This window comes from Bradyrhizobium cosmicum, from assembly GCF_007290395.2.
GTDB classification, from domain to species: domain Bacteria; phylum Pseudomonadota; class Alphaproteobacteria; order Rhizobiales; family Xanthobacteraceae; genus Bradyrhizobium; species Bradyrhizobium cosmicum.
In genome coordinates, this window is sequence record NZ_CP041656.2 from 6,583,715 (window position 1) to 6,598,702 (window position 14,988).

Here is a 14,988-nt window from a genome sequence, read left to right on the forward strand (position 1 = left end):
CGCTCAGGATTTAGGTTCGTAGCCCGGCACCCATTTTTCGTGCTGGGGCAGATCGTCCTGGATCGTCCACCACGGCGCGCGCGACGAGATGAAGACATGCAGGCGAGGCCTGACTTGCGGATCGTCGTCGAGCAGGCCGGCGGGAATGCTGACGGTCGGCAGATAGCTCGCCCTGCCCGGCGTCAGGCAGCCACAGGTCCTGCAACGATTGCGGAAACTTCCCGGCGCGGATTCATAAGCCAAGGTCGTGTCCTCGCCCGCGACGAAGCGAAATTTGTCGGCGTCGACATGAGCGTAGGTGGCGAAGGCCGCCCCGGTGAGCTTGCGGCAATTGGCGCAGTGACAATGCGTCAGCGCGCGCACCTGATCGACCTCGAAACGCACGGCGCCGCAGAGACAGCTTCCACGAACCATCGAAACCTCCCTCCCGCGCGGCCTCCATCGGGCCGACTGCGGCTGCACCAGTCATTCGTTCGAACGAGCTACCGCGTCTCCAGCATGGCGACGCGGATGCCGAGATAGATAAAGAGGCCGCCGAGCGCGCGGTTGACCCAGGCGATTGCGCCATCCGAACTCCGCAGGCGGTGCGCGGCCTTGGCCGCGAACGCCGCCAGCACCAGGCACCACAGCGTCCCCGTAAAGATGAAGATCAGGCCGAGCGTCAGGAAGGCCAGCGGCTTGTGCGACGAATCGGCTGCGACGAATTGCGGCAGGAAGGCCAGGAAGAACAGCGCGACCTTGGGATTGAGCGCGTTGGTGAAAACGCCCTGGAAGAAGACCCGCCGAAGCGAGCTCCGCACCGGCTCGTCGATCGCCGACGCCAGCGCCGGACGCGACCACAGCATCTGAAGTCCTGTGACGACCAGATAGGCTGCGCCAACAAGCTTCAGGATCGAGAACGCGGTCGACGACGCCATCAGCAGGGCCGACAGGCCGATCGCCGCGGCCGCAACGTGGAAAAAGCAGCCGCAACTGATGCCGAGCGCGGCAGCGGCACCGCCTCGCCAGCCCATCTGCATGCTGCGTCCGATCACATAGACGGAGTCCGGCCCCGGCGTGATGTTGAGCAGCACGCCCGACAGGATGAAGAGCCACATTTCGTGAATGCCCAGCATGTGAGGTGCCCCCGCCGCCCCGCTCCGCGTCTCAAGGGGTGGGCTTAGTTGGTTCACCCTCCGCCGTCCACCACCGGAATCGCGGAGGATTTACCTCGAATTTGCAATACGGATCATACTATCGCTCGGCTGCATCTGCTCTATAAAGGCAGGGTTCTTGCAATGCGGGATTCGAGGCGGCTGCCACGCCGTGGCCGGTCACAGATCCCTTCCAAGTCTCTTGGAGCCCCGGAATATGGAAAGACGTCTGGCTGCCATCGTCTGCGCCGATGTCGCCGGCTATTCGCGCATGATGGGCAGCGACGAGGCCGGCACCCATGCCGCCTTCAAGGCTCACCGCAGCGCGATCCATCCCATCATCCTCAATCACGGCGGCCGCGTCATCAAGAACACCGGCGACGGCTTCCTGCTCGAGTTCCCCTCGATCGTCGGCGCCACCGAGGCGTCGATCGCGATGCAGACGCTGATGGCGGAGCGCAACCACCATTTGCCCGCCGACCGCGCCATGCAGTTTCGACTCGGCATCCACATGGGCGACGTCATCGCCGACGAGGGCGAGGTATTCGGTGACGATGTCAACATTGCCGTCCGCCTGGAATCCGTGGCGAGCCCCGGCGGCTTCGCGATCTCGGCCAAGGCCTACAAGGAGGCCAGCCGGCATCTGACCGTGCCGCTGGTCGATGGCGGCAACCATCGCTTCAAGAACATCAAGGACCCGGTCGCGATCTGGACCTGGTCCCCGGAAGGTGCACCGGCGCTGGCCCCCGAGCAGCGGGAAGCATCGGCGCTGTCGCAACAGTACCGCACCGCTATCGTCGGCGTGCTGCCCTTCGCCAATCTCAGCGATGCCCAGGACGAATATTTCTCCGACGGACTGACCGAGGATCTGATCCACGCGCTGTCGCTGCAATCGTTCTACCGCGTGCTGAGCCGCAACTCGACCTTCGCCTTCAAGGGCAACAATGTCAGCACCCGGCTGATCGCGCGGGAGATCGACGCCACGTATCTGATCCAGGGTTCGGTGCGGCGGGCCGGAGCCAAGATCCGCGTCACCGCCGAGCTGATCGCGCCCGAGACCGGCGAGCAGCTCTGGACCGGCCGCTACGACCGCGACATCGGCGACCTCTTCGCGATGCAGGACGAGATCACCACCAATTTGTCAGCCGCCATCGCTACCGAGATCGTCCGGGCGGAGGCCTCCGCGCCGGCGCGGCTCTCGACCGACGTGACCGCCTGGGACCGCTTCCTCAAGGGGCTGTCGCATTACTACCGGCAGACCAAGGAAGATCTGCACCTCGCCATCGACCTGTTCGGGGAGGCCATCAAGCTCGACCCCAAGCTGTCGATCGCGCACGCCTACCTCGCCACGATCCAGATCCAGAGCATCCAGTTCGGCTGGATCAAGGGCACGCGCGAGATGTGGGCGGAGGCGATGAAGCTCGCCGAGACCAGCGTCCGGCTCGACCCGCGCTCCTCCTTCGCCTTCTCGATCCTGTCCTGGGCGCACGGGATGGAAGGGCACTACGAGGCGGCGATGGACGCCGCCAAGCGCGCCGTCGCGCTCAACCCCTATGACAACGGCGCACGCGGGGTGCTCGGCATCTGCCATTTCATCGTCGGCGAGCATCGCGAGGCGATCGAGCTGTTCTCGATGGCCTCGCAGCGCGACAACAGCGACCCGCGCTACCAATGGGCGGCGCTGAACGCTTTCAGCCACTATCTGCTGGGGCAGTACGACGCGACGCTGTCATGGGCCCGCGAGCAGCTCTACATCAACCCGAACCACATGCAGGCGCTGGCGATTCGCGCTGCGGCATTGGCACAATTGGGCCGCATCGGCGAGGCGACCGAGGCCACCGGCGTGCTGATGGGCCACTACCCGACCCTGAACGTCGACCGGCACTTGCGCAATTTTCACTGGAAGCGGCCCGAGGACCTCGCCCATTACCGCGACGGGCTTCTGAAGGCGGGCGTGCCGCTCGCCAGGCTGACCTTGATCCAGAGCGACGTCAAACGTGCGGCGGAGTCCTGACCCGCGGCCCGCGGTCACCGGCAACTCGTCGCGCCCTCCGGCCCGCTTTTGTTGACGGGACAGTGAATTCAGCCACACTTCGCCACACGCTGAAGTAGTATAGCCTGATGCCGGTTTGTTAGGACTTTCCGCGCTTGATCGGCGCGCCTGCATTTGACGATTCGCCGTTTTCAGGATTTGGGCCATGAACGACCCCGCCTCCAAGCCCCCTTTCGATCCCTCGATCCAGGTCTCGCCGAATAATCCCTGTCCGTTCCTGCGTGGCCTCGTGGGCGGAGGCTTCGTCGATGGCGACACCGTCCCGCTCGGCAAGCTGTCGGAGACGATTGCGAATGCGAGCGGCGAGACCGGGCTGAAGAAAGCATTCGCCCGTCTCCAGGTCCGCGGCGTGGCGCTCATCGCCAACGGCCTCGGTCATATCCTCAAGAGCATCTTCTCGGGCGCGCAGCTCGACGCGCTGCGCGGCGGCCCGCTCGACAAGCTCGGCGCCGGCTCACGCATCCTCGGCGTCGACGGCAAGGTCAACGAGGGCGAGATCAAGCGGCTCGAGAGCTTTGGCCGGACTTACCCGGATCCGAACGGCGGCGGCACCGAGCCCGGCCTCAATGCCGCGGAAATCCAGACCTTCATGCGCGACAACCTGAAGCGCGCCGGCAGCGCCGGGCGCTGGTACTACCCGCTGCTGATGAAGTTCGAATGGCCGATCCTCCTGAAGATCATCGGCAAGGGCGAAGGCGAGAACCGCTATCTCGGCGTCGCCGACGTGCGCACGCTGTTCAACGCGCGCCAATTCCCCGTCCGCATCAACCAGCGGCTGGTGTCGCAGCCGGTGCCGTCCACCTGCCAGCGCGTGGCATTGGGGGCCGCGAAGCTTCTGGCCCTGCTCGTCGCCATCGGTCTCGCCATCCTGGTCGCGGTCGCCGAATTCCCCAACCAGGTCCGCGCGATGCTGCCGCAGAAGGGCATCCTCGTAAACCTTCTGCCCCCGCCCTTGCCGAAGCTTCCGGAAACGACAGCCGCGTTCTGGCTCGAGCAGAACTGGTCGCTGAAGGACCGGCACTGGTTCCATCATGCCAGCCAGGGCACCGCGACCTTCCCGGTGCCCTATGACTGGTTCATGGCGCTGGAGCAGCCGCGGCTGCATCTGTTCTCGCGGCCCGGCATGATGAAGGACAGCGCCTATCTCGAGCGCTACGGCTTCATCCCGAGCCCGCAATCGATCCAGACCGACACCACGACGCTGCGCCGCTATGGCTATGCCAATGTCTATGAGACGACGCAGGCATCGGACTGGTCGACACGATGGACTCCCGCGGAGAACGTCGACGGCCTGCCGGTCGGCTTCGCCCGGATGACCGGCGTCACCGATCCCGCGACGGGCCGCCGCGAGCAGGACAAGATCGGGCTGACCTGCGCGGCCTGCCATACCGGCCAGATCCATTACAAGGGCATCGACGTCCGCTTCGACGGCGGCCCGGCCATGACCGACCTGAAGAAGCTCGAGCTCTCGACCGGCCTGTCGATCGCCTACACGCTTTACGTGCCATTTCGCTTCCAGCGCTTTGCCGATCGCGTGCTCGGCCCCGAGGCCAGCAAGTCGGACCGCGACGCGCTCAAGCAGCAGCTCAGCGCGATCGGCAATTTCCTGATCGATTGGGCCAAGAACTACGGCAAGACCATCGAAGGCAAGAAGACCTGGGACGGCAAGCAGCAGCAGGACACCGAGGAAGGCTTCGGTCGCCTCGATGCCCTTAATCGCATCGGCAACCAGGTGTTCTCGCAGGACTTCGCGCTCAGCGGGGTCAAGGGCTTCGAGAAGAACCTGCATGCCCAGGACGCGCCGGTCAGCTATCCCGCGATCTGGACCGTGCCGTGGTTCAAGTTCGCGCAGTACGATGCCTCGATCGAGCAGCCGCTGATCCGCAACGCCGGCGAAGCACTCGGCGTCACGGCGCTGCTCAATTTGTCCGACGCCTATCCGGAGGACAGAATCTGGCGCTCCTCGGTTCACGTGCCCACTCTGGGCTGGATCGAGGAGATGCTGAGGGGCCCCGATCCGTTCAAGGCGGCCGCGCCGGAGTTCGGCGGCCTGCTGTCGCCGAAATGGCCGTCGCAGATTCTCGGCGACGCCTGGAAGATCGATCAGAAGAAGGCCGAGAACGGGCGCAAGATCTACGAGGAGATGTGCGCCGGATGTCACCTGCCGGCCGTCAACACACCGGCCTTCTGGTCCTCGACGCATTGGGAGCCGAGCGGCGACAGCAAGGTGCTGAACGCGGTGACGATTCCCACCGACGAGATCAAGACGGATCCCGAGCAGTCGCTCGTGCTCGGCAACCGGACGGTCGACGTGCCCGGCTTCCTGAAGGTGAACACGGCCGACCTCAAGACCTGGTGGCAATGCGATGGCTCGACAGCGAGCTCGCCGACCGAGATGTCATATGCGCTCGGCCTCATGACGGTGGTGGATCTGGTCGCCCGCAAATGGATGGACGACGACAAGATCCCGGACGCCGAGCGGGCGAAAATCTGGAATCTCGCGCGCAAGAACTGCCCCAACCCGGCGCCCGGGCCACGCTATCGCGCGCGGCCGCTGAACGGGATCTGGGCCACGGCGCCCTATCTGCACAACGGCTCGGTGCCGTCGCTGTACTGGCTGCTGAAGCCCGCGAGCGAGCGCCCGCAGAAATTCTGCATGGGCCGCCGCGACTATGATCCCGTCACCGTCGGCTTTGCCGTCACCACCGACGAGCGCTGCAAGACCGGCGAGACGCAGTTCTCGACGACGGGACCCGACGGCAAGCCGCTCCAGGGCAACAGCGTGCTCGGCCATTCCTTCGAGCGCAAGCCGGGCGAACCGCGGCGTCCCGGCGTGATCGGCCGCGAGTTCAAGAGCGACGACGAGCGCTACGAGCTGATCGAGTATCTGAAGACGCTGTAGCCAAAGCCCTCATCGTCATGGCCGGGCTTGTCCCGGCCATCCACGACCTTTAGCGCGACACGAAGAACGTGGATGCCCGGGACAAGCCCGGGCATGACGAGTTTGCGGCTCTGTCCGCAATACAAACGCTCACTTGAACAGCGGCGTGCCCGGCACGAAGGCGTCGAAGGCGGCCCAGAACTGGGAGCGGTAGCGGTCCTGCTCCTGGAGGATTTCGTGCTTGGCGCCGGCGATCACGAGATGGGAGCCGGCGCGTAAGTGATAGGCGAACTCCTCGATCGCCGCAGTCGAGACCACGGTGTCGTTGGACGCCGCCAGCATCAGGATCGGCTGGCGTATCTCGGAGGGGTAGTGCATGCCCTTGAAGGTGTGCATCGCGCGGAAGGCGGTATCGGCCCAGGCGACCGTCGGTGACGCCAGCCCGAGCGTCGGATCCTCCTCCAGGATTGCGGCGTTGCGCGCATAGCGCACGGGATCGCTGGTCAGGGGATTGTTGATGAACGGGTTGAGGCCGGTGATCTGGTCGCTGCCGCCGGGGACATAACGGCCGCCCATCCCCATCAGGCGCATCGTCTTCAGGAGCGCCCGCGCCGGCAACGAGGTGGCGCGGCCGGGCAGGTCGATCATCGGCGCCGACAGCACCATGCGGTCGAACCAGCGCTTGCCGGCATGCGCCACCCGCAGCAGTACGGTGCCACCCATGGAATGCGCGAGCGCGAAAAAAGGCGGCGGGCAATCCGGCAGCACCACCTGCTGCACGAAGGTCTCGACGTCGATCTCGAAATCGGAGAAATCGCGCACATAGCCCTTGCGCGGATCGCGCAGGCGGCGCGAGGAATGGCCCTGCCCGCGCCAGTCGATCATCGCCACCGCAAAGCCGCGGTCGCGCAGGTCACGCACGGTCTCGAAATATTTCTCGATCTGCTCGCTGCGCCCGGTGAACACGCAGACCGTGCCCTTGCGGCCCGCCGGCGGCGCCCAGCGCGCAAAGCGCAGCTCGACGCCGTCGGGCGTCTTGATGGTGCCGCTGACGACGTTTTCGGGCACGGGATTGGACGGAATCGAGACCAGCGTCATTGGGCGCAAAGTGCTGAAAATCAAGGGGCGGGAGCGCCGAAAAGGCGCAAATTGCCGCCCTCTTGAACGCAGTGTCCCTGAACCCATATCACCATGGTGCAGGCCGCTACCAGTGTTTCGAAACCGGAACATCAGGCTGCACACAGACGAAAGCCCGGCCCGATTGGCGGGCGGGTTAGCCAACAGTCGCTCAATGGAGGACTTGACCATGCGTACCTACGATCTCACCCCCTTCTACCGTTCCACCGTCGGCTTCGACCGTCTCTTCAACCTGCTCGACCAGGCCGGTTCGGATGGCAGTCCCGGTTATCCCCCCTACAACATCGAGCGTACCGGCGAGAACACGTACCGCATCACCGTTGCGGTCTCGGGCTTCGCCAAGGATGAGCTCTCCCTCGTCGCGAAGGAAAACACGCTGACGATCAAGGGCGAGAAAGTCGCGAACGAGAACAGCAAGGCCGAAGTGCTCTATCGCGGCATCGCCGCGCGTGCCTTCGAGCGCGCCTTCCAGCTTGCCGACTTCGTGCAGGTAAAGGACGCTTCACTCGAGAACGGGCTGCTTCACGTCGACCTCGTGCGCGAGATTCCCGAAGCCAAGAAGCCACGCCAGATCGCGATCAACACCGGCGCGCCGAAGGCGCAGGTGATCGAGAACTCGGCCGCGCAAGTCGCCGCGTAAAACGCGCGCACCACTTCCAGGTTGCGAAAACGCCCCGGTGCCCCGGGGCGTTTTTTCGTATTGCACCGCATCACAGAGCGGTGAAGACGCGTAACGTCGCAGCCCCGCACTCCGTCATTTGGACGTCGCACCCAAAACAAGACGGAGAACGATCATGACACTTTGGCGCAGCCTTTTCGTCGCCGCGAGCCTGCTGGCGGCCCCTCTCAGCCTCGCTCACGCACAGACGCCGCAGACGGTGAAGGCGAAGAATGTCGTCCTGGTGCACGGCGCCTGGGCCGACGGCTCGAGCTGGTCGGAGGTGATCCCGATCCTCCAGGCCGCAGGCCTCAACGTCACTGCCGTTCAAAACCCGCTCGGCTCGCTCGCCGAGTCGGTCGAAGCGACCAAGCGCGCGCTGGCCGAGCAGGATGGACCGACCGTGCTGGTCGCGCATTCCTGGGGCGGCACCGTGATCAGCCAGGTCGGTACCGACGCGAAGGTCACCGGCCTCGTCTACATCGCCGCGCGCGCCCCCGACGCGAACGAGGATTTCGTCGCTCTGTCGAAGCAGTTTCCGACCGGTCCGGCGCGCGCCGGCATCGTCGAGCGCGACGGCTACACCAAGCTCTCGGAAGACGCGTTCCTGAAGTATTTCGCCAATGGCGTGAAGCCGGAGCGGGCCAGGGAGCTCTATGCGGTGCAATGGCCGACGGCCGCCTCGATCTTCGCCAGCCGCACCACGGAAGCGGCTTGGCACGCCAAGCCGAGCTGGTACGCGGTCTCGAAGAACGACGACACCATCAATCCCGATCTCGAGCGCTTCCTCGCCAAGCGCATGAACGCGACCACGGTCGAGCTCGATGCCGGCCACCTCTCGCTGGTGTCGCATCCGAAGGAGGTGGCGAATCTGATCCTGGAAGCGGCGGGGTATCCGCGGAGCTGAGCCACCGCCGCCGAGATGCAAAAGCGCCCGAGTTTCCGGGCGCTTTTCGTTCGCTTAGCCCTCTCCGCGGTGTCGTCCCTGCGAACGCAGGGACCCATACCGCGTGATCTATCGGTGGGGATGAGGTCTGAGTCCCGGGCCGCGAGTCTTCGTCAAACTTCTCCCTTTGGTTATGGGTCCCTGCGTTCGCAGGGACGACAGCGTTGGTGTGGTTAGCGCCGTCGCATCAAACGAGCAAAGCTATTCCAGCCCCTGCGCGGCCGGCATCTCCTGGGTCGGCAGGATCGTCGGCGAGGGCTTGGCCATACCGACAGTTGGCGCGGCAGCCTCGGCCGGCTTTGCCTGCACGGCGGCGGTCTGCGTCGCGGGCTCGGCCGGCTTCGCCGCTGCGGCAGGCGCCGCGCCGCGCGGCGGAGCGGCCTTCGGCAGCGGCACGGCGCGGCTGGCGACATGCGGGATCGGAGCTGGCGGACGCGGCGGGCCGCCGCGGACCATGGTGGGCGGCGGCAGCGCGCTTTGCGGCCCGTAAGGCGCGACCGCGCGCTCCTCGAAAGCGGGGGCCATGCCGTAGGCGTCGGCGGCAGGCATGAAGCGCAAAATTCTCCCGTCGCGGGCGTCGATCACCAGCCGGCCGTCGTCGCCGCGGCGGTCGATCACCGCGATGGTATAGACGCTGCCGCGCAGGCGCGGGATGCCGAGCGGCGAGAAGCCGTTGTCGCGCAGCACCGCATAGACCTCGGTCGAGGGCAGCAGCGCCGGTGCCGCGCCGCGCTCCTCGTAGCCGTAGCCGTAACCGTAGCGCGGCGGCGGCGGCGCGGCCTCCGGCGGCGCATAGGGCCCGTCGAAATCGGACACGGCAATTGCGGCCCCGACTGAAATACCGTTCGCCGGGACTTGCGCGAGAATCTGCGCTTGAGCCGCGGTCGCAGCCAGCGCCAGCGCGGCGGCGGCTACACATCCTGTGAAAAACTTCATGGTCGGCACGCTCCTGTCAGGCCCCCGAATGCCTCGCGCGCTTTCGCTTCTTGCGGCGTGACGCGCCTTTCGAAGGGCCGATCCGAAGCTTCACTGGGGATTCCGGCGCCGCTTGGGCCGGATCAGGGCGCGTTTGCTTCAAAACCGGGGCCGCGCAACTTTCGGAAAGCGATTGATTGACAGATCGGGAATCGGGACTTCCGCGCGCTTGTGTGATAGACAAAAATTTGGCAAGGTGATGGTTAGGACAGGAAGACTGTCTCAATTTTGCTTGCGGTTCCGGCATAGGGATTGCAACGAAAGTCGGTGCTCTCGAGCACCAGGAAGGCACCAGGCAAAGCCGTTCTCGGGGACGAAGAACGCCTAGCCTGACTCTAAGAACATGCGGCTCGCAGCGGACGAGCGGTGACCCAGAAGCGGGTGCCGCGGAACGCCCAAGGTGCGCCGAAGAGAGCGGTGAGGCAGCTTGCCGCATGGAGAGGACGAGGACATGAACGGGTCGCAATTCGAGCGCGCAAACATCGTGGCAGAAGAGCTGTCGGCGACGGTCGCCTCGAAAACGACCGATCCGATTCAGGAACACAATTCGCGTCCGCCGGCCGTAGGCCTCTACGATCCGAGCCTGGAGAAGGATTCCTGCGGCGTCGGCTTCATCGCCAACATCAAGGGCAAGAAGTCCCACGAGATCGTCTCGGACGCGCTCAACATCCTCTGCAATCTCGAGCATCGCGGCGCTGTCGGCGCCGACCCGCGCGCCGGCGACGGCGCCGGCATTCTGGTGCAGATCCCGCACGCCTTCTTCAGCCGCAAGGCTGGCGAGCTCGGCTTCACGCTGCCTCAGCCCGGCGAATACGCCATCGGCGCGCTGTTCCTGCCGCGCGACACCGCCTGGCGCAACGTCATCAAGAGCATCATCGCCGACCAGATCAAGGAAGAGGGCCTGACCCTGCTCGGCTGGCGCGACGTGCCGACCGACAATTCCTCGCTCGGCGTCACCGTGAAGCCGACCGAGCCCGCCTGCATGCAGGTGTTCATCGGCCGCAACGGCACCGCCAAGACCGAGGACGATTTCGAGCGCCGGCTCTACATCCTGCGCAAGTCGATCTCGCAGGCGATCTATCAGCGCCGCGACCGCGGCCTTGCGGGCTATTACCCCTGCTCGATGTCCTGCCGCACCGTGATCTACAAGGGCATGTTCCTCGCCGACCAGCTCGGCAAGTACTATCCCGACCTGCACGAGAAGGACTTCGAGAGCGCGCTGGCGCTGGTGCATCAGCGCTTCTCGACCAACACCTTCCCGGCATGGTCGCTGGCGCATCCCTACCGCATGATCGCGCATAACGGCGAGATCAACACGCTGCGCGGCAACACCAACTGGATGGCGGCGCGCCAGGCCTCGGTGAGCTCCGAGCTCTACGGCAAGGACATCAACCGGCTCTGGCCGATCTCCTACGAAGGCCAGTCGGACACCGCCTGCTTCGACAACGCCCTCGAATTCCTGGTGCAGGGCGGCTACTCGCTGCCGCACGCGGTCATGATGATGATTCCGGAGGCGTGGGCCGGCAATCCCCTGATGGATGAGACGCGCCGCGCCTTCTACGAATATCACGCCGCGCTGATGGAGCCGTGGGACGGCCCCGCCGCGATCGCCTTCACCGACGGCCGCAAGATCGGCGCCACGCTCGACCGCAACGGATTGCGGCCGGCGCGTTACCTCGTGACCAAGGACGACCGCATCGTCATGGCGTCCGAGATGGGCGTGCTGACCATCCCCGAGGACCAGATCATCACCAAGTGGCGACTCCAGCCCGGCAAGATGCTGCTGGTCGACCTCGAGCAGGGCCGCCTGATCCCCGACGACGAGATCAAGGCCGATCTCGCCAGGAGCCATCCCTACAAGGAATGGCTGGAGCGGACCCAGATCGTGCTGGAGGAGCTGCCGAAGGTGCCGACCACCGGCGTGCGCTCCAACCTGTCGCTGCTCGATCGCCAGCAGGCGTTCGGCTACAGCCAGGAAGACATCACGATCCTGATGACGCCGATGGCCTCCATCGGTGAGGAAGCAGCGGGCTCCATGGGCAACGACACGCCGATCTCGGCGCTGTCGGACAAGGCCAAGCCGCTGTTCACCTATTTCAAGCAGAACTTCGCGCAGGTCACCAACCCGCCGATCGACCCGATCCGCGAGGAGCTGGTGATGAGCCTGGTCTCGATCATCGGACCTCGGCCGAACCTGTTCGACCTGCAGGGCCTCGCCACCACCAAGCGTCTCGAAGCGCGCCAGCCGATCCTGACCGACGCCGATCTTGAAAAGATCCGCTCGATCTCGGAAGTGGCTGAATCGCACTTCAAGTCGCGCACGCTCGACACCACCTTCCACGCCGGCCTCGGCGCGGCCGGGATGGACCAGGTGCTCGACGAACTCTGCGCGCGCGCGGAAAGCGCGGTGCGCGAAGGCGTCAACATCATCATCCTGTCCGACCGCATGGTCGGCAGCGACCGCGTGCCGATCCCCTCGCTGCTGGCCTGCGCCGCCGTGCATCATCACCTGATCCGCACCGGCCTGCGCACGTCGGTCGGCCTCGTGGTCGAATCCGGCGAGCCGCGCGAAGTGCATCACTTCGCGTGCCTCGCCGGCTACGGTGCCGAAGCGATCAATCCTTACCTGGCGTTCGAGACCATCATCGCGATGAAGGACCGCCTGCCCGGCTCGCTCGACGACTATGAGATCGTCAAGCGCTACATCAAGTCGATCGGCAAGGGCCTTTTGAAGGTGATGTCCAAGATGGGCATCTCGACCTACCAGTCCTATTGCGGCGCGCAGATCTTCGACGCGGTCGGGCTGAAGGCGGACTTCGTCGGCAAGTTCTTCGCCGGCACGCATACCCGTGTCGAGGGCGTGGGCCTCGCCGAGATCGCGGAAGAAGCCGTCCGCCGCCATGCCGACGCGTTCGGCGAGGCGCTGGTCTACAAGACCTCGCTCGACGTCGGCGGCGAATATGCCTATCGCAGCCGCGGCGAGGACCATGCGTGGACCGCGGAATCGGTCGGCCTGCTTCAGCACGCCGCGCGCGGAAATTCGCTGGACCGCTATCGCGCCTTCGCAAAGATCCTGAACGAGCAGTCGGAGCGCCTGCTGACGCTGCGCGGCCTGTTCCGGATCAAGAACGCCGAGGAGGACAAGCGCAAGCCGGTGCCGCTCGACCAGGTCGAGTCGGCCAAGGACATCGTCAAGCGTTTCGCCACCGGCGCGATGAGCTTCGGCTCGATCTCGCGCGAGGCGCACACCACGCTCGCGATCGCCATGAACCGGATCGGCGGCAAGTCGAATACCGGCGAAGGCGGCGAGGAAGCCGACCGCTTCAAGCCGCTGCCGAACGGCGACAGCATGCGCTCGGCGATCAAGCAGGTCGCCTCGGGCCGCTTCGGCGTCACCACGGAGTATCTCGTCAACTCCGACATGATGCAGATCAAGATGGCGCAGGGTGCCAAGCCCGGCGAAGGCGGCCAGCTGCCCGGCCACAAGGTCGACGCGACAATCGCCAAGGTTCGCCACTCGACGCCCGGCGTCGGCCTGATCTCGCCGCCGCCGCACCACGACATCTACTCGATCGAGGATCTGGCGCAGCTGATCTACGACCTCAAGAACGTCAACCCGACCGGCGACGTCTCGGTCAAGCTGGTCTCCGAGATCGGCGTCGGCACGGTCGCCGCGGGTGTCGCCAAGGCGCGCGCCGACCATGTCACCATCGCAGGCTTCGAGGGCGGCACCGGCGCTTCGCCGCTGACCTCGATCAAGCATGCCGGCTCGCCCTGGGAAATCGGCCTCGCCGAAACCCATCAGACGCTGGTGCGCGAGCGGCTGCGCAGCCGCATCGTGGTCCAGGTCGACGGCGGCTTCCGTACCGGCCGTGACGTCGTGATCGGCGCGCTGCTCGGAGCCGACGAGTTCGGCTTCGCCACCGCGCCGCTGATCGCGGCCGGCTGCATCATGATGCGCAAGTGCCATCTCAACACCTGCCCGGTCGGGGTCGCGACGCAGGACCCGATCCTGCGCAAGCGCTTCACCGGCCAGCCCGAGCACGTGATCAACTACTTCTTCTTCGTCGCCGAGGAAGTCCGCGAGATCATGGCCTCGCTCGGCTTCCGCACCTTCAACGAGATGGTCGGCCAGGTTCAGCTGCTCGACCAGACCAAGCTGGTCGCGCACTGGAAGGCCAAGGGCCTCGATTTCTCCAAGCTGTTCGTCAAGCAGAAGGAAGAGAAGGGCCAGAAGATCTATCACTCCGAGCGCCAGAACCATCATCTGGAAGCCGTGCTCGACCGTACGCTGATCGAGAAGGCGCAGCCCGCGCTCGATCGCGGCGCACCGGTGAAGATCGACGCCGCCATTAACAGCACCAACCGTTCCGCCGGCGCGATGCTGTCGGGCGCGGTCGCCAAGATCTACGGCCATGCCGGCCTGCCGCACGACACCATCCAGGTCAGCCTCAAGGGCACCGCAGGCCAGGCCTTCGGTGCGTGGCTGGCGCAAGGCGTCACCTTCGAGCTGGAAGGTGAAGCCAACGACTATGTCGGCAAGGGACTGTCGGGCGGCAAGATCATCGTCAAGCCACCGAAGAACTCCGCCATCGTGCCGGAAGAGAGCATCATCGTCGGCAACACCGTGATGTACGGCGCCATCCAGGGCGAGTGCTACTTCCGCGGCATCGCCGGCGAACGCTTCGCCGTGCGCAACTCCGGCGCGGTCGCCGTGGTCGAGGGCGCGGGCGATCATTGCTGTGAATACATGACCGGCGGCATCGTGGTCGTGCTCGGCAAGACCGGGCGCAACTTCGCGGCCGGCATGTCCGGCGGCATCGCCTATGTGCTGGACGAGGCCGGCGATTTCGACAAGCTGTGCAACATGGCGATGGTCGAACTCGAGCCGGTGCTGTCGGAAGAGATGATCAACGCCGACAGCTATCACGCCAGCGGCGATCTCGAGGCCCATGGGCGGGTCGACGTGTTCAAGGATCTGCTCGCCTCCGACGTCGAGCGCTTGCACATCCTGATCACGCGCCACGCGAAAGCGACCGGCTCCAAGCGCGCCGCCGACATCCTTGCGAACTGGAAGGATTGGCTGCCCAAATTCCGCAAGGTGATGCCGGTCGAGTACCGGCGCGCGCTGCGCGAACTGGCCGCCAACGCGGACGCCGAGCCGAAAATCGCGATCGGGGCGTAAACAAAGGAGCCTCATGGTGA

General features: G+C 65.5%; 9 protein-coding genes. 5 read left to right on the forward strand and 4 right to left on the reverse strand.

The genetic code is table 11. The annotated features are described in order from the left end of the window. Positions 1–3: 3 nt before the first annotated feature. Together FNV92_RS31365 and FNV92_RS31370 are read right to left on the reverse strand one after the other, a co-directional pair. Positions 4–414 (reverse strand): GFA family protein, encoded by a 411-nt coding sequence (locus tag FNV92_RS31365; protein WP_143843191.1) that lies wholly within the window; start codon positions 412–414, stop codon positions 4–6. 68 nt (positions 415–482) lie between these two features. Beyond that, on the reverse strand, positions 483–1,115 hold the full coding sequence (locus tag FNV92_RS31370; protein ID WP_143843190.1) for a LysE family translocator: 633 nt from the start codon (positions 1,113–1,115) through the stop codon (positions 483–485). Between the two features lie 235 nt (positions 1,116–1,350). On the opposite strand from FNV92_RS31370, the gene FNV92_RS31375 reads away from it, so the two are divergent. Further along, the gene (locus FNV92_RS31375) at positions 1,351–3,147 is read left to right on the forward strand and encodes an adenylate/guanylate cyclase domain-containing protein (RefSeq protein WP_143843189.1); all 1,797 of its coding nucleotides are present in this window, start codon (positions 1,351–1,353) and stop codon (positions 3,145–3,147) included. Positions 3,148–3,331: 184 nt separating this feature from the next. After that, positions 3,332–6,088 carry a di-heme-cytochrome C peroxidase gene (locus FNV92_RS31380; RefSeq protein ID WP_143843188.1) on the forward strand — a complete coding sequence of 919 codons (2,757 nt, stop codon included), beginning with the start codon at positions 3,332–3,334 and terminating at the stop codon, positions 6,086–6,088. Positions 6,089–6,217: 129 nt separating this feature from the next. On the opposite strand, the gene FNV92_RS31385 is transcribed toward FNV92_RS31380, so the two are convergent. Further along, positions 6,218–7,165, reverse strand: a complete 948-nt coding sequence (locus FNV92_RS31385) for an alpha/beta fold hydrolase (RefSeq protein ID WP_015688755.1) — start codon at positions 7,163–7,165, stop codon at positions 6,218–6,220. A 208-nt stretch (positions 7,166–7,373) separates the two neighbouring features. Here FNV92_RS31385 and FNV92_RS31390 point away from each other — a divergent pair, with 208 nt between their 5' ends. Together FNV92_RS31390 and FNV92_RS31395 are read left to right on the forward strand one after the other, a co-directional pair. After that, positions 7,374–7,844: an Hsp20 family protein gene (locus tag FNV92_RS31390; protein ID WP_015688756.1), complete on the forward strand. Its 471-nt coding sequence runs from the start codon at positions 7,374–7,376 to the stop codon at positions 7,842–7,844. A 154-nt stretch (positions 7,845–7,998) separates the two neighbouring features. Further along, positions 7,999–8,769: an alpha/beta fold hydrolase gene (locus FNV92_RS31395; protein ID WP_143843186.1), complete on the forward strand. Its 771-nt coding sequence runs from the start codon at positions 7,999–8,001 to the stop codon at positions 8,767–8,769. Positions 8,770–9,009: 240 nt separating this feature from the next. On the opposite strand, the gene FNV92_RS31400 is transcribed toward FNV92_RS31395, so the two are convergent. Further along, on the reverse strand, positions 9,010–9,744 hold the full coding sequence (locus FNV92_RS31400; protein WP_143843185.1) for a hypothetical protein: 735 nt from the start codon (positions 9,742–9,744) through the stop codon (positions 9,010–9,012). A gap of 490 nt (positions 9,745–10,234) precedes the next feature. Between FNV92_RS31400 and gltB the strand changes: the two genes are divergently transcribed. Then, positions 10,235–14,968 carry a glutamate synthase large subunit gene (gene gltB / locus FNV92_RS31405; RefSeq protein WP_143843184.1) on the forward strand — a complete coding sequence of 1,578 codons (4,734 nt, stop codon included), beginning with the start codon at positions 10,235–10,237 and terminating at the stop codon, positions 14,966–14,968. Positions 14,969–14,988 lie beyond the last annotated feature (20 nt).